This is a genomic window from Chelatococcus sp. KU-N122 (genome assembly GCF_055391085.1).
Genome location: NZ_AP043981.1, coordinates 1346217 through 1372538, shown reverse-complemented (window position 1 = coordinate 1372538; position 26322 = coordinate 1346217). Strand labels below are relative to the sequence as shown.

General features: G+C 70.0%; 24 protein-coding genes. 15 read left to right on the top strand and 9 right to left on the bottom strand.

All coding sequences use genetic code 11. From position 1 onward, the window contains the following. Window positions 1–277: 277 nt before the first annotated feature. From ACZ5PO_RS06115 to ACZ5PO_RS06105, 3 genes are all read right to left on the bottom strand, one after another. Entirely contained in the window at window positions 278–2470 is a 2193-nt protein-coding gene (locus ACZ5PO_RS06115; protein ID WP_464191324.1) for an amylo-alpha-1,6-glucosidase, read from the bottom strand. A gap of 94 nt (window positions 2471–2564) precedes the next feature. After that, on the bottom strand, window positions 2565–3662 hold the full coding sequence (locus ACZ5PO_RS06110) for a glycosyltransferase family 4 protein (RefSeq protein WP_464191322.1): 1098 nt from the start codon (window positions 3660–3662) through the stop codon (window positions 2565–2567). Window positions 3663–3846: 184 nt separating this feature from the next. Further along, a complete protein-coding gene (locus ACZ5PO_RS06105) occupies window positions 3847–4749 on the bottom strand; it encodes an alpha/beta hydrolase fold domain-containing protein (RefSeq protein ID WP_464191320.1) in 903 nt (300 codons plus the stop codon). A gap of 179 nt (window positions 4750–4928) precedes the next feature. Between ACZ5PO_RS06105 and ACZ5PO_RS06100 the strand changes: the two genes are divergently transcribed. Next, complete coding sequence (locus ACZ5PO_RS06100) at window positions 4929–5708, top strand: SDR family NAD(P)-dependent oxidoreductase (protein ID WP_464191318.1); 780 nt, start codon at window positions 4929–4931, stop codon at window positions 5706–5708. A gap of 84 nt (window positions 5709–5792) precedes the next feature. Here the strand turns inward: ACZ5PO_RS06100 and ACZ5PO_RS06095 are convergent, their stop codons facing one another. The 3 genes from ACZ5PO_RS06095 to ACZ5PO_RS06085 form a co-directional block, all read right to left on the bottom strand. Continuing rightward, complete coding sequence (locus ACZ5PO_RS06095; RefSeq protein ID WP_464191316.1) at window positions 5793–6008, bottom strand: hypothetical protein; 216 nt, start codon at window positions 6006–6008, stop codon at window positions 5793–5795. 146 nt (window positions 6009–6154) lie between these two features. Next, window positions 6155–8314 carry a mechanosensitive ion channel family protein gene (locus ACZ5PO_RS06090; RefSeq protein WP_464191314.1) on the bottom strand — a complete coding sequence of 720 codons (2160 nt, stop codon included), beginning with the start codon at window positions 8312–8314 and terminating at the stop codon, window positions 6155–6157. Between the two features lie 197 nt (window positions 8315–8511). Next, window positions 8512–8904, bottom strand: a complete 393-nt coding sequence (locus ACZ5PO_RS06085) for a VOC family protein (protein WP_464191312.1) — start codon at window positions 8902–8904, stop codon at window positions 8512–8514. Between the two features lie 270 nt (window positions 8905–9174). Here ACZ5PO_RS06085 and pxpA point away from each other — a divergent pair, with 270 nt between their 5' ends. The 6 genes from pxpA to ACZ5PO_RS06055 all read left to right on the top strand — a co-directional run bounded on the left by pxpA (window position 9175) and on the right by ACZ5PO_RS06055 (window position 15879). Continuing rightward, entirely contained in the window at window positions 9175–9900 is a 726-nt protein-coding gene (gene pxpA, locus ACZ5PO_RS06080) for a 5-oxoprolinase subunit PxpA (RefSeq protein WP_464191310.1), read from the top strand. Window positions 9901–9911: 11 nt separating this feature from the next. Beyond that, on the top strand, window positions 9912–11444 hold the full coding sequence (locus ACZ5PO_RS06075; RefSeq protein WP_464191307.1) for a hypothetical protein: 1533 nt from the start codon (window positions 9912–9914) through the stop codon (window positions 11442–11444). An 82-nt stretch (window positions 11445–11526) separates the two neighbouring features. After that, the gene (locus ACZ5PO_RS06070) at window positions 11527–12618 is read left to right on the top strand and encodes an ABC transporter ATP-binding protein (protein WP_464191305.1); all 1092 of its coding nucleotides are present in this window, start codon (window positions 11527–11529) and stop codon (window positions 12616–12618) included. Between the two features lie 21 nt (window positions 12619–12639). Further along, window positions 12640–13839 (top strand): twin-arginine translocation signal domain-containing protein, encoded by a 1200-nt coding sequence (locus ACZ5PO_RS06065; RefSeq protein ID WP_464191303.1) that lies wholly within the window; start codon window positions 12640–12642, stop codon window positions 13837–13839. 259 nt (window positions 13840–14098) lie between these two features. Next, a complete protein-coding gene (locus tag ACZ5PO_RS06060) occupies window positions 14099–15016 on the top strand; it encodes an ABC transporter permease (RefSeq protein WP_464191300.1) in 918 nt (305 codons plus the stop codon). Then, complete coding sequence (locus tag ACZ5PO_RS06055; RefSeq protein ID WP_464191298.1) at window positions 15013–15879, top strand: ABC transporter permease; 867 nt, start codon at window positions 15013–15015, stop codon at window positions 15877–15879. The genes ACZ5PO_RS06060 and ACZ5PO_RS06055 overlap by 4 nt, the downstream gene beginning before the upstream one ends. 53 nt (window positions 15880–15932) lie before the next feature. On the opposite strand, the gene ACZ5PO_RS06050 is transcribed toward ACZ5PO_RS06055, so the two are convergent. Next, window positions 15933–16607: a GntR family transcriptional regulator gene (locus ACZ5PO_RS06050; RefSeq protein ID WP_464191296.1), complete on the bottom strand. Its 675-nt coding sequence runs from the start codon at window positions 16605–16607 to the stop codon at window positions 15933–15935. 140 nt (window positions 16608–16747) lie between these two features. On the opposite strand from ACZ5PO_RS06050, the gene ACZ5PO_RS06045 reads away from it, so the two are divergent. From ACZ5PO_RS06045 to ACZ5PO_RS06020, 6 genes are all read left to right on the top strand, one after another. After that, the gene (locus ACZ5PO_RS06045) at window positions 16748–17620 is read left to right on the top strand and encodes a 5-oxoprolinase subunit B family protein (RefSeq protein WP_464191294.1); all 873 of its coding nucleotides are present in this window, start codon (window positions 16748–16750) and stop codon (window positions 17618–17620) included. Further along, window positions 17613–18590, top strand: coding sequence for a 5-oxoprolinase subunit C family protein (locus ACZ5PO_RS06040; protein ID WP_464191291.1), 978 nt, complete (start codon window positions 17613–17615; stop codon window positions 18588–18590). The genes ACZ5PO_RS06045 and ACZ5PO_RS06040 overlap by 8 nt, the downstream gene beginning before the upstream one ends. A 47-nt stretch (window positions 18591–18637) precedes the next feature. Continuing rightward, a complete protein-coding gene (locus ACZ5PO_RS06035; protein ID WP_464191289.1) occupies window positions 18638–19690 on the top strand; it encodes a phosphotransferase in 1053 nt (350 codons plus the stop codon). Window positions 19691–19695: 5 nt separating this feature from the next. Then, a complete protein-coding gene (locus ACZ5PO_RS06030; RefSeq protein ID WP_464191287.1) occupies window positions 19696–21036 on the top strand; it encodes an aspartate aminotransferase family protein in 1341 nt (446 codons plus the stop codon). Between the two features lie 240 nt (window positions 21037–21276). Continuing rightward, a complete protein-coding gene (locus ACZ5PO_RS06025; RefSeq protein WP_464191285.1) occupies window positions 21277–21657 on the top strand; it encodes a type II toxin-antitoxin system RelE/ParE family toxin in 381 nt (126 codons plus the stop codon). A 4-nt stretch (window positions 21658–21661) separates the two neighbouring features. Continuing rightward, entirely contained in the window at window positions 21662–21997 is a 336-nt protein-coding gene (locus tag ACZ5PO_RS06020) for a helix-turn-helix domain-containing protein (RefSeq protein ID WP_464191283.1), read from the top strand. A 245-nt stretch (window positions 21998–22242) separates the two neighbouring features. Here the strand turns inward: ACZ5PO_RS06020 and map are convergent, their stop codons facing one another. Together map and ACZ5PO_RS06010 are read right to left on the bottom strand one after the other, a co-directional pair. Continuing rightward, window positions 22243–22995, bottom strand: a complete 753-nt coding sequence (gene map / locus ACZ5PO_RS06015) for a type I methionyl aminopeptidase (protein WP_464191281.1) — start codon at window positions 22993–22995, stop codon at window positions 22243–22245. A 146-nt stretch (window positions 22996–23141) separates the two neighbouring features. Further along, the gene (locus tag ACZ5PO_RS06010; RefSeq protein WP_464191279.1) at window positions 23142–24353 is read right to left on the bottom strand and encodes a thiolase family protein; all 1212 of its coding nucleotides are present in this window, start codon (window positions 24351–24353) and stop codon (window positions 23142–23144) included. A gap of 116 nt (window positions 24354–24469) precedes the next feature. On the opposite strand from ACZ5PO_RS06010, the gene irrA reads away from it, so the two are divergent. Then, on the top strand, window positions 24470–24961 hold the full coding sequence (irrA, locus tag ACZ5PO_RS06005; RefSeq protein ID WP_464191277.1) for an iron response transcriptional regulator IrrA: 492 nt from the start codon (window positions 24470–24472) through the stop codon (window positions 24959–24961). A 128-nt stretch (window positions 24962–25089) separates the two neighbouring features. Beyond that, the gene (locus tag ACZ5PO_RS06000; protein WP_464191275.1) at window positions 25090–26295 is read left to right on the top strand and encodes an ABC transporter substrate-binding protein; all 1206 of its coding nucleotides are present in this window, start codon (window positions 25090–25092) and stop codon (window positions 26293–26295) included. The last annotated feature ends 27 nt before the right edge of the window (window positions 26296–26322 follow it).

Below are 26322 nucleotides of genomic sequence, written 5' to 3'. Positions count from 1 at the left end.
CCCAGAGCCGCTTGGTCTCAAGCCTCGGCTTATGTTCTTCTGTCGCGACGGTAGCGTAGAACCGCCGTCTCTTCCACCACCTCAACATATGATGTCTTTCCCGTATGCTGGTGGTAGTGGAATGCCGCATCCGACAAGACCAGCCCGCCCGTCTCGAGAGCGAGCCATGCAGCTGCTGCGTCCTGTCCTGGCCGAAGCGCTGCTCGGTCTGCGTGCCATGAAGACGGTCGCGGCCGTCGACGGCCCGGCCCGGCGTAGATGGCGCGGCCGGAGCTGCTCAGTTGGTGGTCAGCACGTGGATGGGCCCGCTGCGGTCGAGCACGTCGACGATCACCTGCGAGCCGGAGCGGCGCAGTTCCACATCGGCGGTGCCCGCGTCGATCGACAGCCGGCGCAGCACGACCCGGTCGAGGAAGTTGGGCAGGACCGGTCGATCGAAGGCGATCTGCGCCGCCTCGGGCGAGAAGCCGAGCCCGAGGCAGGATTGGAGGACGTACAGCGGCGCGGCCGCCGCCCAGGCCTGCGGATTGCAGGCGACGGGATAGAAGGTCGGGCCCTGGGCGCGCTGGCGGGCAAAGCCGCACAGCAGCTCCGGCAGCCGCCTCAGGTCGATATAGGTGGAGGCCTCGAACAGCCCTTCGAGGATGCGTGCCGCTTCGCGGCGGTAGCCGTAGCGGGCGAAGCCGGCGGCGATCATGGCGTTGTCGTGCGGCCAGACCGAGCCGTTGTGGTAGCTCATCGGATTGTAGCGGGCTTCGGTGGCGGCTACCGTGCGCACGCCCCAGCCGCAGAAGGACGGGCGCGCCATCAGCGTGTCGACCACGGCCTGGGCGCGCTCGGGCAGCGCCAGGCCGGTGGTGAGCACATGCCCGGCATTGGAGGTGCGCACCCGGCAGGGCCGCTTGTCGCCGTCGAGCGCCAGCACGTAGGTGCCGAGCGCCTCGTCGAAGAACAGGGTGTCGAAGCGGCGCCGCAGCTTTTCAGCCCGCTCGGCCAGGGTGGCCGCGTAGGCGACGTTCCCCAGGCGCACGGCGATGTCGGCGGCGGCGAGCCAGGCCCCGTAGACGTAGGCCTGCACCTCGGCCAGGGCGATCGGGCCGTGCGCCAGCGTGCCGTCCGCATGGAACACGGAATCGTGGCTGTCCTTCCAGCCCTGGTTGACCAGGCCTTCCGCGCTGCGCCGGCCGTACTCGACGAAGCCGTCGCCGTCCCGGTCGCCGGACTGGTCGATCCAGGCGAGCGCCGCCTCGATGTTCGGCCACAGCTCGCGCATGGCGTCGACGTCGCCGGTGCGCTGCACATAGGCGCCGGCCAGCACGACGAACAGCGGCGTGGAATCGATGCTGCCGTAGTAGCGGCGGAACGGCACCTCGCCGAGCTCCGCCATCTCGCCGCGCCGCACCTCGTGCAGGATCTTGCCGGGCTCGGCGTCCGCCGCGTCGTCGAAGGTTGTCGCCTGGTTGGCCGCAAGGTGGCGCAGCACGCCCAGCGCGATCGACGGGTCGAGCCAGAGCATCGACAGCGCCGTGATCAGCGCGTCGCGCCCGAACACCGTGCTGAACCATGGAATGCCGGCGTAGGGGTAGGGGCCCTCCGGCGTGTCGGTGATCAGCATGTTGAGGTCGGACACGCTGCGGCGGAGCGCCTCGTTGAAGATGTCGTTGGAGCTGGAGACGGTGGCGCCGCGCGCCGTCGCTGCGCGCAAGGTGCGCCGCGCATCGCGCAACGCGCTGAAGAAGGCGCGCCGCGGCGGCTGGTTGACGCCTTCCAGGGCGCAGTTGGCTTCGACGAACAGCGAGATCGGCTCGCCCGGCCTCACGTCCAGGATGAACGTCGCCTCGCGGCCGCTCAGCCGCGTGGGCGCCGGCTCGAAGGACAGCGTGGTCGTCCGCCGCTTGCGGTCCAGCCCCGTGTAGCCGAGCACCACCTGCTGGCTGCCCACCTCGGGCCGGTGCAGCTCGCCGCGCCGCTCGCGGTGCGCGCCGCGCACCTCGAACAGGTCGGCGAAGTCGGCGGCGAAGGCGATGGTGATCGTCACCTGCCGCGGCTGCGTATCGAAGTTGCGGATCACCAGCCGCTCGAAGCACGTCCCCTGCCACAGGAAGCGCGACCGGCGCAGGTGGATGAGGTCGTGCTCGAGCGTGAGCTTGCCGTCGCCGTCACCCAGATCGGGATTGGTGAGATCGCAGGTGAGCGCCGCATTGTCGTCGCGCACCGTGGAGCTCAGCAGCATCGGCCGCGTGCCGTCGAGCGTCAGGTAGAGGTGCGAGAGGTGGCGCGTATCGCAGTGGAAGATGCCCTCGGGGCTCCCTGGGCCGGACAGGGCATCGCCGTTGTGGTCGAACAGGGCGAAGGTGTCGCCGTGCTTCAGCGTCAGCGGCTGCCGCTCCTGCAGCGAGACGGACGCGGGGATGAAGAACGGCGCAACGGGTGCCGCGTCGGACATCGCGTCGGTGTCGGCAGATTGCATCGGTCGACTCCGGATTGCCTCGGGACGAGTGTTTTAGCCCCGAAGCGTGATTCGCGGTAACCCCCGCCCGGTGATCGTCGTCCGGCGGCCGAGGTCAGGCGACGACCTGCAGCTCTTCGCCTGCCCGGCGGCGCCCCCGCGTCGATAGCGGGCTCGCCGGCCGCGCCGCGGCCAGCTCCCGGTAGATGGCGAGATAGTCGTTCGCCATGCGCTCGGCCGTGAACCGCTGCTCGAAGGCTGTGCGAACGGCGGCCCGGTCGAGCCCGTCGAGCCGCGCGATGGCGGCGACCGCCGCATCGACGTCGTCGACGATGAAGCCCGAGCGGCCGTGCTCGATCACTTCCGGCACCGAACCGTCGCGGAAGGCGATGACCGGCGTGCCGCAGGCCATGGCTTCGATCATGACGAGGCCGAACGGCTCCGGCCAGTCGATCGGGAACAGCAGCGCGCGGGCGTTGCCGAGGAATTCCGCCTTGCGGTCCTCGCCGACCTCGCCGAGGTACTCCACGTTGGCATGCGCCTCCACCATGGGGGCGATCACCTCGTCCCAATAGGCCTGGTCGGCCCGGTCGACCTTGGCGGCGATCTTCAGGGGCAGGCCGGCGCGGACGGCGATCTCGATCGCCCGGTCCGGGCGCTTTTCCGGTGAGATCCGGCCGAGGAAGGCAAGATAGCCCTCGTTCGCCCGGGACGAGAACGGCAGCAGCTCCCGAGGCAGGCCGTGGTGGACGGTGCCGGCCCATTGCACCGGCGGCATGGGCCGGCGCTGGTCCGTGGAGATCGACACCAGCGGCAGCTCGGGAAAGGCCGGGTAGAGGGGCTGGAGGTCCGGCAGGTCGAGCCGCCCGTGCAGGGTCGTCACCGTGCGCGCGGCCATGTCGCGAAACAGCGGGAAGTGCAGCAGGTCGATGTGGAAGTGCAGCACGTCGAAGGCGTCGGCCCGCCGCCGCACCTCGTCGAGCATCAGCACTTGGTAGGGGATCGAGTCCTTCACTGCCGGATTGAGCCGCAGCGCCGTCTCGCAGCAGGCCACCAGCTCGGCCGCGGTGACGGAGTCGCCGCTGGCGAACAGCGTCACCTCGTGGCCCTGGCGCACAAGCTCCTCGGTCAGATAGGAGACGATGCGCTCGGTGCCGCCGTAGAGGCGCGGCGGGCAACTCTCGAAAAGCGGGGCAATCTGGGCGATCTTCATGGGGGCGAAGGCTCCGGCCTCGGGCGGCGATCGTCAGCGCAGCTTTGCTGCGCCGCGTCATCGCATTTAACGCCACGGTGGCCGGTGAGTTTCGCCCGTATTTCGCGCACGCAGCGGCGAAATTGTCGGCATAGCCCAAGACTAGAACGATGGTCGCCCGGCCATACCGCGGCCGCCGCCGGTCTTAGCCGTGTCCCTGACCGCCGGCGTGGCGGGCGATGAAGGCGGCGGCCGTCTCCAGCGCCCGATCGCCCTTGCGCAGGATCGGCCAGTACAGCTGCCAGACGTGGAACACGCCCTCCCAGACCTCGAGCTCGGTGCTGGCGCCCGTCTGCCGCAGGCGCGCGGCGAAGTCCTCGACGTCGCCGCGGAAGACTTCGTCGGCGCCGACCTGGATCAGCATGGGCGGCAGGCCGGAGAGCTCGCCGTGCAACGGCGAGACGTAGGGGTCGTCGCGGTGCTCGGCCGGGGCGTAATGGTCGGCAAAGAAATCCGCCGTCGCCTTCGACAGCAGGGGGTCGACGTGCGCCAGGCTGTCGAAGGTGCGCCCGTCGGAGCGGAGCGTGACCCAGGGGCTGAAGGCGACGACGCAGCTCGGCAGCGGCAGCCCCCGGTCGCGCGCCGCCAGGGCGAGGGCGAGCGCCAGGCCGCCGCCGGCGGAATCGCCAGCCACGGCGATCGGGCCGGCGGACTGCGCCGCCAGCGCCGTGTAGGCGGCCAGAGCGTCGTCGAGGGCCGCCGGGTAGGGCGCCTCCGGCGCCAGCCGGTAGCCCAGGTTCCAGACCGTGCCGGACAGCAGCACCGCCAGCCGCTCGGCCAGGTGTCGGTGCGACTTGGGCGAGCCGATGGCATAGCCGCCGCCGTGCAGGTAGAGCACGGCGGGCGCCTCGCCGGCCGTCACCCGCTCCGCGGCGACGCCGCCGAGCGAGGCCTCGGTGATCGCTGTGTCGAAGCCGCTGGGAAAAAGCTCCGGGAAGCGGTCCATGCGGCTGCGGAGCTCGGCGAGCTCGGTGGCCTCAGCCGGCGGCCGGTTCGCGAACATGGCGAGCACGCGCGCCAGCTCGGGATCTGTCGTCGTGTCGGTCATGGCGTCCCCCCATCGTTGTCCCACGCCGTTTCACACCGGCTCGGCCAAGCCGTAAGGTTAGACCGCCGCCCGGCAAAAAGCGCCCCTCGAGATACGCAGGGTGCGGCGGCGTCAACGCATGGTAGCGGGACGGGGCGGCGGCATCGGCCCGCCGCCACGGCGGCCAGGGGAGGGAACCGATGAGCCAGGCCAAGGCAGCCCGCTATGCGTCCGGAGCGGCCATCGTCGCCGGCGGCTCGGGCGGCATCGGCCGCGCCATCTGCCGGACGCTGGCGGCCCGCGGCGCCGACATCGTGCTGACCTACAACCGGAACCGCGACAGCGGCGAGGCGGCGGCCGACGAGGTGCGCGCGCTCGGGCGCCGCGCCCTGGCGCTCCAGCTCGATCTGCGCGACGCGGACGCGGTCGCGGCGGCGACGGCGCGGGCCGCCGCCGATATGAGCGGAATCCACACGGCCGTCTATGCCGCCGGCCCCTACATCGACATGCGCCACGTCAGCCGGCTGGAGCCGGCGCTGTTCGAGCGGACCGTGGCGACCGACGTGTTCGGCGCCTACAACTTCATCCACGCCTCCCTCGCCGAGCTGCGCCGCAGCCGGGGCGTGGCGATCGCGCTCGGCACGCCGGCGGTCCGCCGCTACGCCGTGAAGGATGTGCTCTCGGCCGCGCCCAAGGCGGCGATCGAGGCCGTTGTCCGCGCCGTGGCGGCCGAGGAAGGACGCTTCGGCGTGCGCGCCAATTTCGTCGGCGTCGGCGTCATCACCGACGGCATGTACCACCAGCTGGTGGCCACCGGGGATTTCACCGAGGCGTTCTTCGAGGCGACGCGCAAGGCGGTGGCGCTGGGGCGGCTCGGCGCCGCCCAGGACATCGCCAACGCGGTCGATTTCCTGGCCTCCGACGCCGCCGGCTACATCACCGGCCAGAGCCTGATGGTGGACGGCGGCTACGCCCTGTGACGGGGCGCCGGCGGTAGGGCTGCCGGCCGGCCCGGGACACGCTCCGATCGTGCGGGCGTAGCGCCGGGCGGCCGGCAATCCAGGTCAGCGGCAGACCCGAACGCTGCGGCCGGCCCGGCGGACGTATCGGCACACCACCGCCACCTGGGTTGGGCCTGCCGTCACCTGCGGCGAGGCGTAGGCGTCCGGGCTCGCCGCAAGGCGGCCATGGTCGATGCTGATGGCGGCCGAAGCCGTTCCGGCCATCGCAACAATGAACGCGGCGGCCAGCGCGGCGGCGCATGCTCTGATCGTCGTCATCGGAAGCTCCAGGATGTCAGGCGTGGCGGGCGTGGGCCGTCCGGCATCGCATCCGTACTTTAGGCCAAGGCCGAGCCGGCGTTTGACACCGCAGGGCTGAAACTTGACATCCTGAGCCGATCGCCGGTCGCCGGGCGCGGCAGGGTTCAGGCACGGGCAGCTTCGCTGGCGGCAGAAGCTGCCGCCTCCGCCTGGACGCGGCTCAGCATGCTCTGAGCCGCGGCCCCGGCCTGGGCGCCGTCCGGGCCGCCGATCGTCTGTACCGCCACGGTTGCGTTGGCGAACTCGATGCCGCCGGCCGCGAACGCGGCGACCATGCGCCGGATCGCCTGGCGCTGCACGAAGCTCGGCTTGCTCGGCCGCACCGTGAACTTGAAGCGCACGATCATGGCGTTGTCCGCGATATCGGCCAAGCCCTGCATCTTCAGCGGCTCGAGGAACTCGTCCTTCAGCTCCGGATCCTCCAGCATCTCCTGGCCGATCTTCTTGACGATCTTGCGCAGTTTCTCGAGGTCCGTGTCCCGGGCGAAGCGCAGATTGAACTTCACGGTCGTCCAATCACGGCTGAAGTTGGTGATCTGGCCGAGCTGGCCGAACGGGATGGTGTGCACCTGGCCGTTCTGGTGGCGCAGGCGGATGGAGCGCAGGGTGAAGCCCTCCACCGTTCCCTTGGCCTTGCCGCAGTCGATGTACTCGCCCACGCGGAAGGCGTCGTCGGCCAGATAGAAGATGCCCGACACCACGTCGCGCACCAGCGTCTGGCTGCCGAACGACAGGGCGAGGCCGAAGACGGAGGCGCCGGCCAGGAGCGGCGTGATGTTCACGCCGAGCTCGGACAGGGCGACGAGCAATGCGATGGCGCCGATGACGATGGCGCACGCGATGCGCAGCAGCGGCATCATCGTGGCGAGGCGCGACGCGCTCTTGCCGTCGGCGTCCTCGTCGGCGGGCAGACCGCCGGCGCGCGCCACGTGCTTGTCGGAGAAGAACTTGACGACCTCCCAGGCGATGACGGCGGCGACCAGGATCAGCGCAGTCCGCGACCAGGCGCGGCTTGCCGTCGGCCAATGGTCCGCCGTGATCAGGCCGGACACGTCGACCAGCCATACGCGCAGCAGAATGCCGAGGGCGACGAGCAGCATCGCGATGCGGGCGAGCCGGCTCGCCGGCTGCAGCAGGCGTGCGGGCAGGCTGGTGCTGTCGGTTGCGGCGCCCGGATGGCGCATGATGTAACGGATCAGCGTCTCGCCGAGGAGCACGGCCAGCAGCGTGATGACCGTCGTGATGGTGCCGAAGGGGATCTCGGCGCGGCCCGACACCGCCGCATAGATGCGCGTGACGGCAATGATGGCGATGACCGGTAGCGCGATCATCAGCCAGAGCCGGGCATAGGACGGAGCGGCAACGTCTTGGGCTGCGCCCGTCTTTCCAGCGAGACCGGCGAGCCAGGCGCCGAATGCCTGCCGGCAGTGCAACGCCACGGCGAGGTAGCATCCGGGCACGACGAAGGCATTCACCAGCAAGGCGGCCTGGACGACGGTGGACGGCGCCATGATGGCGACCCACGCGCGGCTTGCCGTCACGAGCGCGACGGCGAGCACGATGTCGCGGCGCAGGCGCGCGGCGTCCGCGTCCGCGACCGGGGCGATCCGCGCCGCCGGATCGTTGGGCCGGAGCCAGATGGCGGCGATGCAGGCGGCCGAGGCGACGGCGAGGATCCCGTCGAGTGCCAGGGCGGCGACCATGCTTTGCACGCCCGCCGCCGCAAAGAGCGCGCCGAGCAGGATGCGTGCGATCAGCCACAGCAACGCCAGAGCCAGCAGATCCAGCGCCGCGAGCAGCGCCACGCGCGGCAGCGGCGTCGGAACGCGGTCGGGCGCCAGGATGCGACGCCGGACCAGCCTATCGGCGCTTCGCAGGGCGAGGCCGACAGCCACGAGGCCGGCGCCGGCAAGGCCTAGCCACACGAGGAACGTCGCCGTCGAGCGACCGCCGGCCGCCGTGCGTTCCAGCCGATCCAAGATCCGCAGCGTCTGGGCGGGCAGCGCCGGCAGGGCGCTCACCACCGCCGGCAAGCGGTCGGCCAGCTCAGCCACACGCTCGACCACAATGTCCTTTTCGTCCTCGGCGGCCACCGGCGCCCCGGCGCCGGGTGAGGCCTTGGGGGTCACGCCGCGCGCGGCCAGGGTGCGCGCGACGGCCTCGCTCACCTCGGCCACCAGCTGATCGAACTGCTGCTTCGACAGTCCCGCCGGCGGCTCCGCCGCAGCGGCGGGCAGGATCGGCAGGGCCAGGAGCAGAAGCACGAGGGCCGACCACCGGCCCAGGGCTTGCCGGAAGCGACCCGGTGATGCCGTGCGATATCGGCGCATCGCTGAACCGCTCATCGGTGCTTGATCCCCGGCGTGCCACGCGCTCGCCCCGCGGCGCTCGACAGCGCCACGGCCTCGCTCGTGTTTAGATCAAGCCGCTCGCCGAGGTAAATAGCGTGGACGCGCGGCCGTCAGGCGGTCGTGGTGGCGATCCACCAGGTGTTGCCGGCCGGGTCCTTTACGCCGCCGCGGCGATCGGGATCATCCTTCCTGACCGGCTCCTGCACGGATTCGGCGCCGGCCGCGAGCGCCGCCCGGTAGGTGGCGTCGACGTCGGGCACGTAGACGTGCAGCCAGACCGGGAAGGCTTTGTAGGTATCGTTGCCCTGCGCCACCATCACGACGCTGTCGCCGATGCGGAACTCCGCGTGCATGATCGCCCCGTCGGGGCGTTTGAGCTTCATGAGCTCGGTTGCGCCGAAGACCCGGGCGGCGAAGGCCATCACCGCCTCGGCGTCACTGGCGACCATGTAGATCGAGATGTCGGAATGGCCTTCCGGCTTGTAGCTCGCACTGGTCGTCATCGATGGTCTCCCTGTGGGTCATGTAGGGCCGCGGCTCGCGTCGGCCACGGGCGGCCGCGACGTGCCTGCGGCATACGACACGACAGATGGCCTCAAACGCCTCCCGGCTCGGCCTGCCCGGACGTTGTCATTGCCTGATCCACGGCCGTGGCCAACGCCAAATTGGTTGGACATAGACGTAGCGCGCCCGCTGGCATGGTATATGATGCACCACGGATCGGCCTTCGACGGCCGTCTTTTTCTCTTCGACTGAGCGTGGGCGAGGATGCCGTGGCCAAGGTAACGATCAACTGCGACATGGGCGAAGCGTTCGGCATCTACCGCTTCGGCGACGACGAGACCTGCATGCCGTTCGTCACCCACGCCAACATCGCCTGCGGCTTCCACGCCTCCGATCCCACGGTCATGTGGCGCACCGTGCGCAGCGCCAAGGCGCACGGGCTGAAGATCGGCTCGCACCCCGGCCTGCCGGATCGCGAGGGGTTCGGGCGCCGCGAGATGAAGCTCGCGCGCGAGGAGGTCGCCGCGCTGGTGCTCTATCAGACCGGGGCGCTGGACGCCTTTACCCGCGCCGAAGGGGTGGCGCTGTCCTACATCAAGCCGCACGGCGCGCTGTTCGGCATGGCGCAGCGGGACGAGGCGGTGGCCGAGGGCATCGCCGATGCGGCCGCACTGCTCGCCCTGCCGGTCATCGCCTTCTCCGATTGCGCCATGTCCGAGGTGTTCACCCGCCGCGGCATCCCCTTCACCTGCGAGTTCTACGCCGACCTCGACTACGACGATCACGGCCGGCAGCTCATCACCCGGGAGCATCGGCCGGTGGCGCCGGAGGCGGCCGCGGCCAAGGTGCTGCGCGCCGTCACCGACGGCCTGACCACCTCGGTCAACGGCAAGGACGTGCGGGTGGTGGCCCAGTCCATCTGCGTTCACTCGGATACGCCGGGCGCCATGGCGGTGGCGAAGGCGGTCCATGACGCCTTGCGGCCCATGCTCTGAGCCGCGCCCGGATGCACATCGAAACCGGCCCTGCCGTCGGCCCCTCGCTCGTCCGCTCGCTGGCGCCCGTGCTGCGGGCGGTGGCCGCCTGCGCCGGCCCGCAGGGGCGGGCCTGCCTCTACCAGGAGGGCGGCGGCGTCGCCCAGGCGTTCACGGCTCTGGACGTCGTGCGCCAGGTGGCCGGCACGGCGCCCGCGGCGGGGCCGGCCGCGCTCATCCTGCGCGAGACGCTGTTCGAGGCGGACCGCGATCTGGGCGACGGCGGCGCGCGCCTCGCGCTGCTGCTCGGCGGCGTGTTCGGCGAGGGCGTCCGCCTCGTCGGAGCCGGCGTGCCGGCGCCGGCGCTCGCCGATGCGCTCCTGGCGCTCGGCAGCGCCTTCGATGCGGCGCTGGCCGCGGCGGGCACTGCCGCTGCGGACGCAGGCATGCTCGCGGCGGTGGCGGCCTCGGCGGGCGTGCCTGCGGCCGTGGCCGCCGATGTCGCGCGCCTGCTGACGGCCGTCGGCGCCGACGGCCATGGCGAGATCGTCGCGGCCCGTGCCGGCGCTCCGCCACTGGAGACCGGCAGCGGCTTCATCTTCGATGCGCAGGCGGCAGCGGACGTCTTCGCCGAGGCGGCGTTCGATCCTGTCTACCTGCTCGTCGCCGACGAGATCGTCGCCGATCTGGGCTCGCTGGTGCCGCTGCTGGAGGGCTTCGCCACGCGCGGCAAGGCCCTGCTCGTGGTGGCGCGCGACGTCACCGGACCGGCACTGCAGACCCTGGTTCGCAACGCCCGCGAGAGCGGCCTCAGGACCGCGGCGCTCAAGCCCGCGGCGGTGGCCCAGCACGCGGCCGACAGCCTCGAGGACCTGGCCGTCGCCACCGGCGCCACGCTGGTCGCGGAGCGCCACGGCACCAGCCTCGCCGCGCTGCGCCCGGCCATGCTGGGGCGGGCGCAGCGCTTCAGCTTCAGCCGCGGCCGCGCGCTCCTGGAAGCCCCCGCGGGCGAGGCCGCGGCCGTCGGCGACCGGCAGCGGCTGCTGTGGCTGGAGGCGGGGCGGCAGCGCTATCTGTCGCTCGACCGGGAGCGGCTGGAGAGCCGCGCGGCGCGCCTGAGCGGACGGTGGGGGAGGCTGCAGCTGGCGGAGGCTGATGGCCGCGCTGCGGATGCGGCTCTCGCCGGCGCCCGCCGCGCGCTCGCCTCGGCCCGCCAGGCGCTCGCGGGCGGCGCGGTCGCGGGTGGTGGCGTCGGCCTGGTCGAGGCCTTCGACCGTCTGCCCCGGCTCCCCGACGCGGGCCCCTTGGCGCCCGCGCCGGCAGCGCGGCGCTGTCTGGCCGTGGGGCTTGCGGAGCTCGTGCGCTCCCTGGCCGCCCAGGATGTCTCGGCCGCGGCGCTGCGGCTCGACGGCTCGCTCGGGCAGGCGCTTGGCCTTGCCCGCGAGATGGGCGGCGACTGCCTCCGTCCGGCGCTCGATCCGCTGCCGCTGATGCGGGCGATCAGCCGCCGGGCGCTCTCCGCGGCCGCGACCATGCTGCGTGCTGATGCGCTTTTGAGCAGCTGACTGCCAGGCTTCTGTGCACGGGATTGCTTGGCACGCAACCGCGGACGATGGTATATCATATAGCATGGAAGGAGCCTCCAAGATGCGTGCGAACGGCCGGGTTCCGATGCTCGAGATCGTCAATCTGCGCCACCAGTACGGCGCCTTCGTCGCCGTCGACGACGTGTCGCTGGCGGTCGAGCCGGGCGAGTTCCTGACCATTCTGGGCGAGAGCGGCTCGGGCAAGACGACGATCCTGCGCGTCATCGCCGGGCTGGAGCGGCCGACGTCGGTCGCCCGCCTCGCCATCGCCGGCGAGGACGTGCGCGACCTGCCAGCGCCCAAGCGCAATTGCACCACCGTGTTCCAGAACTACGCGCTGTTCCCGCACATGTCGGTGGGCGAGAACGTCGCCTACGGCTTGAGCGTGCGCGGCGTGCAGGCGGAGGAGGCGCGGCGCGAGGCGCTGAAGGCCCTCGACATCGTCCGCCTCTCCGGCATGGCGGATCGGCGCATCGCGCAGCTGTCGGGCGGCCAGCGGCAGCGGGCGGCGCTGGCCCGCTCGCTGGTGACGCGGCCCGCCATCATGCTGCTCGACGAGCCGCTCGGTGCGCTGGACGAGAAGCTCAGGCTCGACATGCAGACCGAGCTGGTCGAGCTGCGCCGGCGCCTCGGCATGACCTTCATCTACATCACCCACAGCCAGGAGGAGGCGCTCACCATGAGCGACCGCATCGTGCTGATGCGCCATGGGCGCATCGCGCAGAGCGGCGCGCCGGTCGAGCTGTTCGACCGGCCGGTGAGCCGTTTCGCTGCCGAGTTCATGGGCTTCGAGAACATCCTGCCGGGCACGGTGGTCGGCGTCAGCGGCGCCACAGCCGCGGTCGACCTCAGCGGCGGCGGGCGCGTGGCCGGCGTGTGGACCTCGGAGCAGCCGCCGTCGGTCGGCCAGCCGGTCAGCATCGCGCTGCGGGCCGAGCGCGCTGCGCTGGCGCCGAGCGTTGAGGCGGCCGGCCCCGGCCTCAACGCGCTCGCGGGCCACCAGACCGAGCAGCTCTATCGCGGCAAATACGTCGATCAGACGCTGACGTCCGGCGCCGGGCCGCTGAAGGTGCGCACCTTCAACCGCACCACCCTGGCGGACCCCGGCGCCATCGTCTGGAAACCGGAGGATTGCGTCGTCCTGGCCGCATGACGCCGCACGGAGGAGGGGAGCATGACCGACAAATTCTCGACCACATCGCAGCTCGAGCTGTCCAGGCGCGACCTGATGAAGAGCCTGGCGCTGGCGGGGGCCGCCGCCGCCGTCCTGCCGGCGGGGTCCGGACCGGCCCTGGCGGCCGATCCGGTCGTACGCGGCTACGGCGTCACCACCGCCCAGCTCAAGGACTGGTCGATCATGACCAAGTCCATCGGCGTGCAGATGGACTTCACCGGCACCAACAATTCGGTCGGCGTGTTCCTGCGCGACGTCGTCGCCTCCCAGCTCGGCGACAAGGTCGACATCTTCATCTTCGAGTCCGGCACCGAGGACATCCTCGGGCCGCAAGGGCTCTACCTGAAGATCGACGAGGACAACCCGGAGCTCACGCTCTGGAAGCGCACGCCCGACGAATGGAAGCGCTCCGAGGTGGTGCGCGGCAAGGACGGCGGCCAGTACGGCGTGCCCGTCATCGGCAACGCCGACAGCTTCGGCTATTTTCCCGACAAGGTCGGCGCCAATCCGGACGGCATGGACGAGCTGTCCTGGTCGCTGATGTTCGACAGGGACAAGACCCGCGGCCGCGTCGGCTACGACCAGACCTGGACCTATTCGATCGGCGTCGCCGGCCTCTACCTGATGAGCCTCGGCAAGGCCAAGATCGCCGACGTGGCCGACATGACCGGGCCGGAGGCGAAGACGGTCGTCGACTTCCTGATCGCGCGCAAGAAAGCTGGGCAGTTCCGCACCCTGCACTCGGCCTTCGAGGAGCAGGTGCAGTTGCTGACCAACCGCGAGGTGGTCGTCATCAACTGCTGGGAGCCGGCGGTGCGTGAGGCCAACAAGACGCTGGGCGACGGCGCCACGCGCTACGCCTACACCAAGGAAGGCTACTTCAAGTGGGGGCACGGCGCCTACATCGCCAAGCAGGCCAAGGACCGCGGCAACCTCGGCCCGATCTACAAGGTGCTGAACTACTTCCTCGGCGGCGAATACCGCGCGCTGCAGGCGCGCGACCGCGGCTATGCCGGCCCGAACATGGACCTGGGTGTCGAATATGCCACCAAGCAGGGCTGGCCGGAGGCGGAGATCGCCGCGCTCAAGGCGACCGAGCAGAAGGTCGCCCGCAAGTTCGCCAAGCCCTACGTCAGCACCACGACGCCCACCAATTCGAGCGCCATCGAGGAGGAATGGCAGCGCTTCCTCAACGCTTGAGGCGGCGGGCTTTGCCTCGACAGGGCAGCTGCGCACCCTCGCCCCGCCTGCGGGGAGAGGGAGGGGTGAGGTGGCTTCACCGCGTGGCGCGACCGGTGTCGAGCCTCGTTCGGAACGCCCACTCACCCGCCTTGCGCTAGCGCGCAAGGCGACCTCTCCCCGCAAGCGGGGCGAGGTACGCTGCTCGGCCGTCGGCGCTTACACCTCGCGGTGCAGAGTAGATTTCGGCGATGCAGGGTAGATTTCGAATGAGACGATCATGACGGACAGCACAGCTTCAGCGGCACCGGCCAGACGCTCTCTGCGCACGCACCTCACCGATGGCGGGTGGGTCATCCCGGCCTTCATGGTGGTGTGGTTCGTGCTGGTGATCGCGCCGCTGGTGGTGCTGTTCGCCTACAGCTTCTTCGAGACGAAGAACTACATGACCGTCTACCAGCCGTCGCTCAACACCTGGGCGTCGCTGCTGGAATCGGGCCGGCTCGGCGTCACGCTGCGCACCCTGCGCATCGCGCTGACGGTCACGCTGATCGACCTCGTCATCGCCTTCCCGTTTGCCCTCTGGCTCGCCAAGGGGCGGGCGTCGAAGCACACCAAGGCGATCGTCATCGCCCTGCTGACCATCCCCTTCTTCCTCGACATCTCGTCACGCACCATCATCTGGCGCGCCATCCTCGGCGAGAACGGCGCCCTGAACAGCCTGCTGCTGCAAATGGGTGCGATCGCGGCGCCGATGAGCTGGATGCTCTACACCGAATGGTCGGTGCACTTCGGGCTCATCGTCAGCACCTTCCCGATCATGGTGCTGCCGATCTACCTGGCGCTCAGCGTCATCGACGACTCGCTCATCCAGGCGAGCGGCGATCTCGGCGCATCGCCGGCGCAGACCCTGACCCGCATCATCGTGCCGCTTGCCCTGCCGGGCGTCACCGCCGGCATCCTGCTGACGCTCGGCACGGCGCTCGCCGCCTGGATCGAGCCGGGCATGCTCGGGGGCGGCTTCGTCAACCTGCTCAGCAACTCGGTGGAAAGCGCCTACACCGCGCTCCGCTATCCGGTGGTCGCGGCGCTGTCGACGTTCGTCGTCGTGCTGCTGGTCGCGCTGCTCGCGGTGCTGCTGCTGGTGGCCCGAAGGTTCGGCGACGTGCTGTCGACGTTCCGCGTGCTCAAGACATGACCATGCAATCCCAGACCATCGCCCAACAGCCATCGTCGGCCACCGCGAGCGCGGGCGGCGGCGCCTACCGCTGGAGCTACTGGCAGGGCTGGCCACGCATCGCCAAATGGGCGGGCCTCGTGCTGCTGTTCCTGATCTACTTTCCCCTGTTCTGGCTGGCGCTGATGTCGTTCAGCGAGCGGCCGCTCTCCGGCATTCCCCTGCCGCTGACGCTCCGCCACTACGCCGCCCTGTTCGACGATACGCGCTGGCTCGGGCCGTTCGGCGCCAGCCTTGCCATCGCGTTCATCGTCGGCCTCATCTGCGCCGTGGTGGCGACGGCGGTGGGCCGGGCGCTGCCGCGGGCGAACAGCCCGGGCCGGCTGCTGCTGTTCTGCCTGCTGCCGCTGTTCGTGCCGGGCATGTCGATGGGGGCGGCGCTATTCATCTTCCTGCGCTCGGTGCTCGGGCTGAAGCTCGGCTTCGGCTCGATCTTTGCAGGCCAGTTCGTATGGGCGTTTCCCTTCGCGCTGCTGATCGTCCTGGTGCTGACGACGCGCTTCGACCACCGGCTGGTGGAGGCGTCGGCCGATCTCGGCGCCTCGCCGTGGCAGACATTCTGGCGCGTCGAGTTCCCGCTGCTGCGGCCGGCGATCATCGGCGCCGGCCTGTTCGGCTTCCTGCTGTCGTTCAACGAGGTGCTGCGCACCATCTTCCTGCGCGGCACCGAGACCACCATGCCGGTCTACAACTGGACCATGGCGGCCTCCCAGCAGTCGCAGGTGCCGATCATCTTCGCGCTCGCCACCATCGTGCTGGCGGTCACCCTGCCGCTGCTCGCCGGCGCCTTCTGGCTGCTCTACGCCCGCATGGACAAGGGCTGATGATGGCCGCAGCGCCGCACGCCGTCATGGCCGGCCATGACGCTGGCGATGGTCTACGCCGGCACGGCCACTCGCTCGATCTTCTTGAGGCGCGGGATCAGGTGGTCGCCGGCCACCGTGATGTCGGCGGCCAGGTGGCGGCGCACGGCGGCGGCGTCCTTGGCGCGCAGGGCCTCGATGATGTGGCGGTGCTGCTCGTTGGCGATGGCGACGAAGCCCTCGTCCTCGGTCAGCTCGTTGAAGAACGGGCCGACCTGGCTCCACATGTTCTGGATGAGCTGGAACAGCATGGGCGCGCCGGCCCGCTCGTAGATGGTGAAATGGAACTTGTTGTTGAGCGCCTGGTAGTCGGCGCCGTTGTCGTCGCGGATCGTCCGGTCCATGGCATCGATCAGCGTCTGCAGCCGGGTGATGTGGCTGGCGCGCATGTGCGGGGTGGCGAGCTCGGCGGCCAGTCCCTCGAGCTCGCGGCGGATGCGCACCAGCTCGATGAAGCGGTCGGCGGACAGGAACGGCACGACGATGGACCGGTTGGGCAGCAGCTCCAGGTTGCGCTCCGCGACAAGGCGCTGGAGCGCCTCGCGCACCGGCGTCGTCGAGATGCCGTAGGCGTCGGCGAGGCTGCGGATGACGAGCGTCTGCCCGGACCGGAACGCGCCGGAGATCAGGCCCTTCTTGATCTCGTCGTAGGCTCGGTCGTTGAGCGTGCGGTACTCGATCTTGGCCATCGTCCGTCCCTGTCCCCGTTCGCTCGTATACCAAAGCGGGGCTGTCAGAACCATCGCCGAGGCTTGCCCCGTTGCGGCGCCCGGCGGTATATCGTATATCATCAAAAGCCCGTTTCAGCGATCCGCGGACGTCCCCTTCCATGATCTATGATGCCCCGCGCTTCCGTCCCGGCGGCGACCGCTACATCGAGGTCGAGCTCGGCGACGAGATGGGCTTCGAGCTGAATTTTCGCGTGCACAGCCTGTCGGCGGCGATCCGCCAGGCGGCCGTGCCGGGGGTGATCGAGCTGATCCCCGAGATGGCGTCGCTGCAGGTCTCCTACGACCCCGACCGCATCGGCTACGACGACGTGACGCGCGAGGTTGCCGCGCTCGCGGCGGCGGCCGGGACGGGCGCCGACGTCGAGCTGGAGAGCCGGCTGTACTACGTGCCGGTGCTCTACTTCGATCCGTGGACGACCGCCTGCGTCGACGACTACCGGGCTCGCATCACCGACAAGACGCCGGACCCGGAGCTCTTGTGCGAGCTCAACCAGCTCGCCTCGCGCCGCGAATTGGTGCGCCGCCATGCCGGCACCGAATACTGGGTGGCGGCGCTCGGCTTCTGGCCGGGGCTGTGCTCGCTGATGCCGCTCGACCCGGCGCACAACCTCATCGCGCCCAAGTATAACCCGCCGCGCACCTGGACGCCGAAGGGCACCATCGGTATCGGCGGCGCCATTACCTGCATCTACCCGGACCAGACGCCAGGCGGCTATCAGATCTTCGCGCGCACGCCGATGCCGATCTGGGACCGCGAGCAGCGGCTGCCGGCCTTCCGCGACGACCTCGCGCTGTTCCGCCCCGGCGACCGGGTGCGCTTCATCCCGATCGACCGCGAGGAGTGGGATTTTATCGAGGCCGAGGTGAACGCCGGCACCTACCGGCATCCTTGCGTCGGCTACCAAAAGTTCTCGCTGCGCGGCTACCGCGACTGGCTGGCGGATCGCGCCGCCGGAGGTCCCGATGTTTGAGGTCGTCAAGCCGGGGCTCGAAACCTCCGTCCAGGAGCTGCCGGGCCGCATCGGCTATTGGGAGCAGGGCTTCCCGCCGTCCGGTCCGGCGGACATGTGGTCGTTCCGGCTCGCCAACCTGCTGGTCGGCAACGACCGCGATGCGGCGGCGCTGGAGTGCCAGCTGCTCGGGCCGACGCTTCGCCTGGAACGAGATGGCGCGATCGCGCTCGCCGGCGCCGACATGGCCGCGACGCTCGACGGCGCCCCGGTGCCGGGCTGGCGCACGGTGCCGGTGCGCGCCGGCCAGGTGCTGGCGCTCGGGCTGGCCAAAGCGGGCTTGCGCGCCTACGTCGCCTTCGATGGCGGCATCGACACGCCGGTCGTGCTCGGCTCCCGCGCGACCTTCCACATGGCGGGCGTCGGCGGTGTCGAGGGCTACGCCCTGAAGGCCGGCCAGCGCGTGCCGCTCGGCCCGCCGCAGCCGGCCGGCGAGCATCGCGAGGTCAGGCCGGAGCAACGGCCGGCCGTCGCCGTGGCCGGGCCCCGGACGGTCGAATGCATGCTCGGGCCCAACGACGACTGGCTCGACGGACCGGCGATCGAGCGCTTCTTCAGCGCCGACTGGTCCGTGCAGGCGAAGAGCAACCGCACCGGCATGCGGCTCTCCGGGCCGGAGTTCACCTTCGCGCCCAAGGCGCTGGACAAGCGGCCGGAGCACGGGCGCGATCCCTCCAACATCCTGGACCACGGCTATCCGCTCGGCGCCATTAACCTCGCCGGCCAGACGCCGATCGTCCTGATCCACGACGCGCCCAGCACCGGCGGCTTCATCAACCCGTTCACCGTGCCGAGCGCTGCATTGTGGAAGCTCGGCCAGGCGCGGCCGGGCGACACTCTTCGCTTCCGGCGTGTCGGCATGGACGAGGCCCACGCCATGCGCCGGGCGCTCGATGCCGCCTGTACGCCCGACAGCCTTCGGCACCTGTAGGACCCTCCCGGATGGATCACCGCTCCCCTTCGAGCCCAGAGGTCGACATGCCCGCCCACGCCGCTGCCGGCGCCCAGACGCTGCTGATGACGACGGCGCCCGATGCCACCGCGGAGGATGCGGCGCGGATCGCCCGGACGGTCTTCGGCCTCGATGCCGCGGTGCGCCCGCTGACCAGCGAGCGCGACCGCAACTTCCACCTCACGGCCGCCGACGGCTGTGAATACGTGCTCAAGGTCACCAACTCGGCCGAGGAGCCGGCCGTCACCAACTTGCAGACGGCGGCGCTGCTGCACATCGAGCAGAGCGACGGGGCGCTGCCGGTGCCGCGCGTGTGCCGGGCGCTGGACGGCCGGGCCGAGCTGCCACTCGAGATCGGGGGCCAGACCCATGTGGTGCGGCTCTTGTCCTACCTGCCGGGCGAGCCGCTCTATCGCACCGAGGCTTCGCCCGGCCAACGGGCGGAACTGGGGCGCAGCCTGGCGCGCGTCGGCCGGGCGCTGGCCGACTTCCGTCATCCGGCGGCGCGTCACGAGCTGCTGTGGGACATCGGCCTCGCCGTCAAGCTCCGCGACCGGCAGGTCCATATTCGGGATGCGGAGCTGCGCCGACTGGCCACGGGCTGGCTCGACATGGTCGAGGCCGAGGTGATGCCCGTGCAGCGCCGGCAGCGGCGCCAGGTGGTGCACAACGACTTCAATCCGCACAACGTGCTGGTCGATCCCGCCACCCCCGAACGGGTCACCGGCGTGCTCGACTTCGGCGACATCGTCGAGACGGCGCTGATCAACGACGTGGCGATCGCGGCGTCGTATCACGCCACCGGCGAGCGAGCCCTGGCGCAGGTGGCCGAGTTCGCCGCCGCCTACCACGCGTTGTCGCCGCTCGCGCCGGACGAGATCGACATCCTGTTCGAGCTCATCGCGCTCCGCCATGTGGTGACCATCACCATCACCGAGTGGCGGGCTCAGCTCTATCCCGAGAACCGCGCCTACATCTTGCGCAACCACGCCCGGGCGGCCGAGGGCCTGACACGCTTCGCCGCCATCGATCGCAGCGGCGCCCGGCAGGCCCTGCGCCGGGCCTGCGGACTGGAGTGAGCCCCATGAACAAGACAGCCTTCACCGCCGGCATGGTCAATGCCTACGTGCCCGGCGCCTCCGACGCCCTGTCGGCCGAGGAGCAGGCGTTGATCGCGCGGCGCGAGCGCCTGCTCGGCCCGGCCTACCGCCTGTTCTACGAGGAGCCGGTGCACATCGTCCGCGGCGACGGGGTGTGGCTCTACGATCCCGACGGCAACGCCTATCTCGACGTCTACAACAACGTCGCTTCCGTCGGCCACTGCCAGCCGGACGTGGTCGCCGCCATCACCAAGCAGGTCGCCACCCTCAACACCCACACGCGCTACCTGCACGACACCATCCTCGACTATGCCGAGACTTTGCTGGCGACGTTCCCGGCGGCGCTCGGGCACGTGATGTTCACCTGCACCGGCAGCGAGGCCAACGATCTCGCCTACCGGGTCGCCAAGGCCCACACCGGCGGCACCGGCCTCATCGTCACCTCGCTCGCCTACCACGGCATCACCGATGCAGTGTCGCAGTTCTCCCCTTCCCTCGGCCAGCACGTGCCGCTCGGCGCCCATGTGCGCGCCGTGCCGGCACCGGACGCGTACCGGCGCGGCGCCGAGGGCCTGGGGGCGGCCTTCGCGGCCGACGTGCGCGCGGCCATCGCCGACATGAAGGCCAACGGCATCAAGCCGGCCGCCATGATCTGCGACACCATCTTCTCCAGCGACGGGGTGCTGTCCGACCCGGCCGGCTTCCTGAAGGAGGCGGTCGAGGTGGTGCGCGCAGAGGGGGCCCTGTTCATCGCCGACGAGGTGCAGCCGGGCTTCGGCCGCACGGGTGCTGCCATGTGGGGCTTCATGCGCCACGGGCTCGAGCCCGACGTGGTGACCATCGGCAAGCCCATGGGCAACGGCCAGCCCATCGCCGGCATGGTGGCCAAGCCCGAGATCGTCGGCGAGTTCGGGCGCAAGGCGCGCTATTTCAACACCTTCGGCGGCAACCCGGTGTCGTGCGCCGCCGGCCTCGCGGTGCTCCAGGTGATCGCCCGCGACCGGCTGGTGGACAATGCCGCCCGCGTCGGCGCCCACATGATGGCGGGCCTGCGCGACCTCGCCCAACGCTACCCGGCGATCGGCGACGTGCGCGGCGCAGGCCTGTTCGTGGGGCTGGAGCTGGTGCGCGACCGGGCGACCAAGGAACCCGACGGCGATCTTACCGCCCGGATCGTCAATGGCCTGCGCCGCCGCCGGGTGCTGATCAGCGCCGCCGGCCCCCACGCCAACGTGCTGAAGATCCGGCCGCCGCTGGTCTTCTCCGCGGCGAACGCCGACACGTTCCTGGAGGCGCTCGACGACGTGTTGCGCACGGACATTTAGCTGGCAAATCGGCGCCGCCGCCCGCGCGCGCCGCGGGTGGCGGTCAGGACGACGCCTGCGGGCGCACGACGAACGACGCGCGACAAGGCACTGGCCGAGCTCATTCTCGATCCGGACGAGCACGCCGCCCCGCAAGGGGCGGCGATCGCGCGCCTGCATTCTCTGCGTGAAGCCCTTTAACCCTTGCGATCTGTTCGCTTCATATTATAGTGTTTTGACTATAGGTATGAGGTGTGGGCCGTGGCTGCCAAACCGAAGAGGCTGGTGCCCGTCGAGTTCATCGCCTCGTCCAAGGCGGACCTTTCAGCCTTCCCGGTCGACGTGCGCGAAGTGATGGGCTACGCGATCTATGTCGCCCAGCGCGGCGGCAAGCACGAGGCGGCCAAGGTGCTTCACGGCTTCGGCGGTGCCAGCGTGCAGGAGATCCGCGCCGACGACGCTGCCGGCACCTATCGCACCGTCTACACGGTCAAGTTCGCGGGCGTGCTCTACGTGCTGGACGCCTTCCAGAAGAAATCGACGAGCGGCATCAAGACCGCCCAAGTGGACGTCGATCGCATCAAGGCGCGCCTGAAGGTCGCTGAGCAGCACTATGCGACGCATCACAAGCGGAAGGGGTGAGGATATGAGCGACGACGATACCATCGTCACGACGAGCAGCGGCAACGTCTTTGCTGATATCGGCCTGCCCAACGCCGACGAGCTCCTGCTCAAGGCGGAGCTGGCTCATGCCATCGACGGGAGCATCAAGGCGCTCGGGATCTCCCAGAGCGCTGCCGCTCAGCGCATGGGCATCAAGCAGCCGGATTTGTCGAAGCTGCTGCGCGGCCAGCATCGGGGCTTCTCGATCGAGCGGCTGCTCTACGGGCTCAACGCGCTCGGCCGCGACGTGGAGATCAGCGTCAAGAAGGCGCCGATCCGCCGACGAAAGCCGGCGACCGTGACGCTGAAGGTGGCATAAAGGAAGCAGGCCAAGCGGCGATCTCGCCGTTGGCTTGGCCATGCCTCCGGCCGTTTGCGTCCCAATCGCGAGAAAGCGCTCCAGATTCAAAAGGCGACGAGCATTTCTCTGCCATTGGATGGGTCTATCCAATGGCGAAATGCTCTAGAGGGAGATGACTTTTCTTCGAATTATCATCCCGCTCAGGCCTTTGTCTCAAGCATGATCTTATCCAAAAAGCGGTGTCCACTTCTTGGGATCATGTTCTAATGTCCCGGCATGGTGAGGATCAGCGGTCCGTTGCGGGTGGCGACGACGGTGTGCTCGTATTGGACCGTGAGGGCTTTTGGCCGGCTGTAGAGGGTCCAGGGGTCGTCGCCATCCTCGGCGAGCTCGGCACCGAGGGACAGGAAGGGCTCGACGGTAAACACCAGCCCGTCGCCCATGATCCGCCGCTCGGAGGCATCCGGCCAGGTGGCGATCTCGCTCGGCTCCTCGTGCAGCGACAGGCCCACGCCGTGGCTGGCGAGGTTGCGCACCAGCGTGTAGCCGTTCTTTCGCGCGAAGGCGCCCACGGCCTGGCCAATGCCCGCCAGCGGCTTGCCGGCGCCGACCTGGCGCAATCCCGTCCACATCGCCCGGCGGCCGTCCTTGCAAAGCCGCTCGACCGCGCGCGTCACGGGCGGCACGGCGAACGAGGCCCCGGTGTCGGCGAAGTAGCCGTCCTTCTCCGCAGAGACGTCGATGTTGACCAGGTCACCCGGCTCGATCCTGCGGGCACCCGGGATGCCGTGCGCGATCTCTTCATTGACGCTGATGCAGGTCGCGCCGGGAAAGGCGTAGAGCATCTCCGGAGCCGAACGAGCCCCGGCCGCCTCCATGAAGTCCCGCCCGAGCTGATCGAGCTCGCGCGTGGTCATGCCGGGCTCGATGGCCTTGCCCATCACCTCCAGCGTGTCGGCAACGATGCGCCCGATCTGCTTCAGCCCCTTCAAGTCGTCGTCGTTCGACACCGTCACGTCGTTTCCTTTCGCAAAGCCGGAGGCGGCTCTAACCGGGCCTTTCTGCCATTTTTAGGGAGCCCGGCGAAGCCATTGACGCGGCGCGGGCCATCGCCCGAGCGAAAGCTGCCCCGATCAGGCGAAGCTGAAACGTCCGCTCCGCCTCAGCGGTCCGCCACCTCGATGACGCAGGCGAGCGAGCTGTCGCCCGCTGCGCAGCCCTGGAACAGGCCGATGCCGCCGCCGGCCAGCGTCAGCTCCTCGATGAGCTCGATGATCGCGCGGGCGCCGGTGGGCCCCTGCGGGTGCCCCCAGATCAGCGAGCAGCCGAAGTTGTTCATGCGCGCGAGCGGAAAGCCGGTGGCGCGCGCAAAGGCGATGTCGTTGACGGCGAAGGGATTGTGCGACTTCACGGAGGCGATCTGGCCGATCGCCACGCCGGCATGCTCGAGCGCCCGGCGGCTCGCCACGACCGGCGCCTCCGGCATGTAGCCGAGATCGGCGCGGCCCTGCCCGAAGCCGAGGATGCGCACCCGGATCGACGGGTCCCGCGACAGCCGGCGGGCCTTGTCCGGCGTGGCGAGCACGATGGCCGCGTTGCCGTCGGCCGGATGCGTCTGGCCGCCGAAGGTCACGGTGCCGCCGGGCAGCACGGGCTTCAGCTTCGCCAGGCCCTCGGCGGTCGACAGCGTGACGCCCTCGTCGCCTTCGATGACGGCCGCCGTCTTCCTGAAGTTGGGCGCCGGTACCTCGAACGGCAGCGTCATGTAGCGCTGCTGGAAGGCGCGCCCGTCGGCGAGCGCGGCCCGATACTGCTCCGTCCGCATCAGCACGACCTCGTGCTGCTCCTCCGGGCTGATGCCGAGCTTGGCCGCCACGTTCTCGGCCGTCTGCAGCATGGAATGGCCGCCCATGGGGTCGTGGGAGAAGTTGAAGAGCACCTGGTCCTCGGATTGGCCGGTTCCGCCCGGTCCCGCCGGCGCGGGATAATAGATGTGCGGACCGTTCGAGATCCGGTCCGCCGTCAGCGCCAGCGCGGCCGTGGCCATGCCGAGCTGGATCTCGGCCGCCGCCGTCAGCAGCACGCGCGCGCCGGTGGCGCAGACCTGGCTGAGCATCGGCCCGGCGACATGGGAGAGGCCGATCTCGGCCAGAGGCCACGGCGCGCCGTTGAAGGACTGGTACTGGACGATCGTCTGCCCGAGCAGGCCGAAGTCGAACGATGCCGCGTCGATGCTCCGCTTCGCCAGCTCGCGCTTGGCGACATGCGCCGCGAACTGGCCGGCGTGGAGATGCTGGAGGCTGCCCTGCCACTTGGCGAAGGGGGTCGACCAATAGGCTCCATAGGGGATCTCGACGTTGTCGAAACGGTTCATGCGGCGCGTCCTCGACTCTTCGGCAGAATGATGCATCATAATTCATATTCAATCTTGATGATCAAGAATTATAATGCACTATTGGGATGAGGAATCGCCAACGAGGAGTCCACGAGATGGCCGCCAACGACCGCGCAGCACTCTCATCCGGGCGCGAACCGCCGGCGCGCCCGCGCCTCGCTCCGGCCGGCCGGCCGACCGGGTGCCCGTATCGCGCGGTGACGGAGCGGCTGCGGCGCTGCGGCATGCGGCCGACCAACCAGCGCGTGATGCTCGGCTGGCTGCTCTTCGGCGCGGGCGACCGGCACGTTTCCGCCGAGCAGCTCTACGAGGAAGCGGGCCGGGCGCGCATCCCGGTGTCGCTCGCCACCGTCTACAACACGCTCCACGCCTTCGCGCGTGAAGGATTGGTCCGCGAGGTCTGCGGCTCCGGACAGCGCTCCTGGTTCGACACCAACACCAGCGACCATGCGCACTTCTTCGACGAGGAGAGCGGCGAGCTGACGGACATCGGCGGCGATGTCGGCCTCTCCGCGCTGCCCGTGCCGCCGCCGGGCTTCGAGGTGGCGTCCTGCGAGGTCATCGTTCGCGTCAGACGCCGGACGTGAGCTGTCCGGCCGCGGGCCGCCGCCGGCGTCCCGGCGAAGACGCCGCGAGGCGAGCGGGGCGAGCACCCCACCACAAGACGAAGCCGAACAGGCTCGGCAGACATGCAAGACCACGGGGAGGGCGGTCGATGTTACTCAGGGCAATCGTCATGTGCGGCCTCGTCGCCGCTGTCGCGCCGGCCGCCGCCGCTGCCGACCGCAAGCCGGTTCGGATCGGCGTGCTGAACGATCTTTCGGGGGTCTACGCCGACTATCAGGGGCAAGGCTCCGTCATCGCCGCGCAGCTCGCCGTCGAGGACTTCGGGTCGCGGCTCGGCGTGCCCGTCGAGGTCGTCTCGGCCGATCACCAGAACAAGACGGACGTGGGCACTGCGATTGCGCGCCGCTGGTTCGACGCGGAGGGCGTCGATGTCGTGGTCGACGTGCCCAATTCCTCGATCGCCCTCGCCGTGAGCGCGCTCGCGCGCCAGACGAACAAGGTGTTCATCGGCTCCGGGGCGGGCACGGCGGAGCTCACCGGCAAGAGCTGCTCGCCCAACACGGTCCATTGGACCTACGACACGTGGGCGCTCGGCAACAGCCTGGCCAAGGCGCTCGTCGCGCAGGGAGCCAAGACCTGGTTCTTCATCTCGGCCGACTACGCCTTCGGCAAGGACCTGGAGAAGAACGCGGCGGACGCGGCCGTCGCCGGCGGCGGCCAGGTGCTCGGCGTCGTCCGCCATTCCGTCGGGCTGAGCGATTTTTCGTCCTTCGTGCTGCAGGCGCAGACGTCCGGCGCGGATGTCGTCGCGCTCGCCAATGCGGGCGACGACCTGTCGAACGCCATCAAGCAGGCGGCCGACTTCGCGGTCGCCCCCAGGCAACGCCTCGCCGGCTTGATCGTCAGCGTCAACAACATTCACGGATTGGGGCTGGCCGCCGCGCAGCGGCTGGATTCCGTGACCGGCTTCTACTGGGACCTGAACGACGGCACGCGGTCGTTTGCCCGGCGCTTCGCCGCCCGCCACCCGCGCGGCAACATGCCCAACGACATGCAGGCCGGCGTCTACGCCGCGGTGCTGCATTACCTCAAGGCCGTGGAGACGCTGAACGGCGCCGCCGACGGCCGCGCCGTGGTCGACGCCATGAAGGCGCTGCCGACCGACGATCCGCTGTTCGGCAAAGGCAGCATCCGGGCCGATGGGCGCAAGCTGCACCCCATGTATCTCTTCACCACCAAGTCGCCCGACGAGTCGCGGGAGGCGTGGGACTACCTCAAGCTGGTCCGGACGATCCCGCCCGACGAAGCCTTCCGCCCGCTGGCGCAGGGCGGCTGCCCGCTGGTCGCCCAGTAGCAGCCGGTGACGCCTCACGGGCGTCGC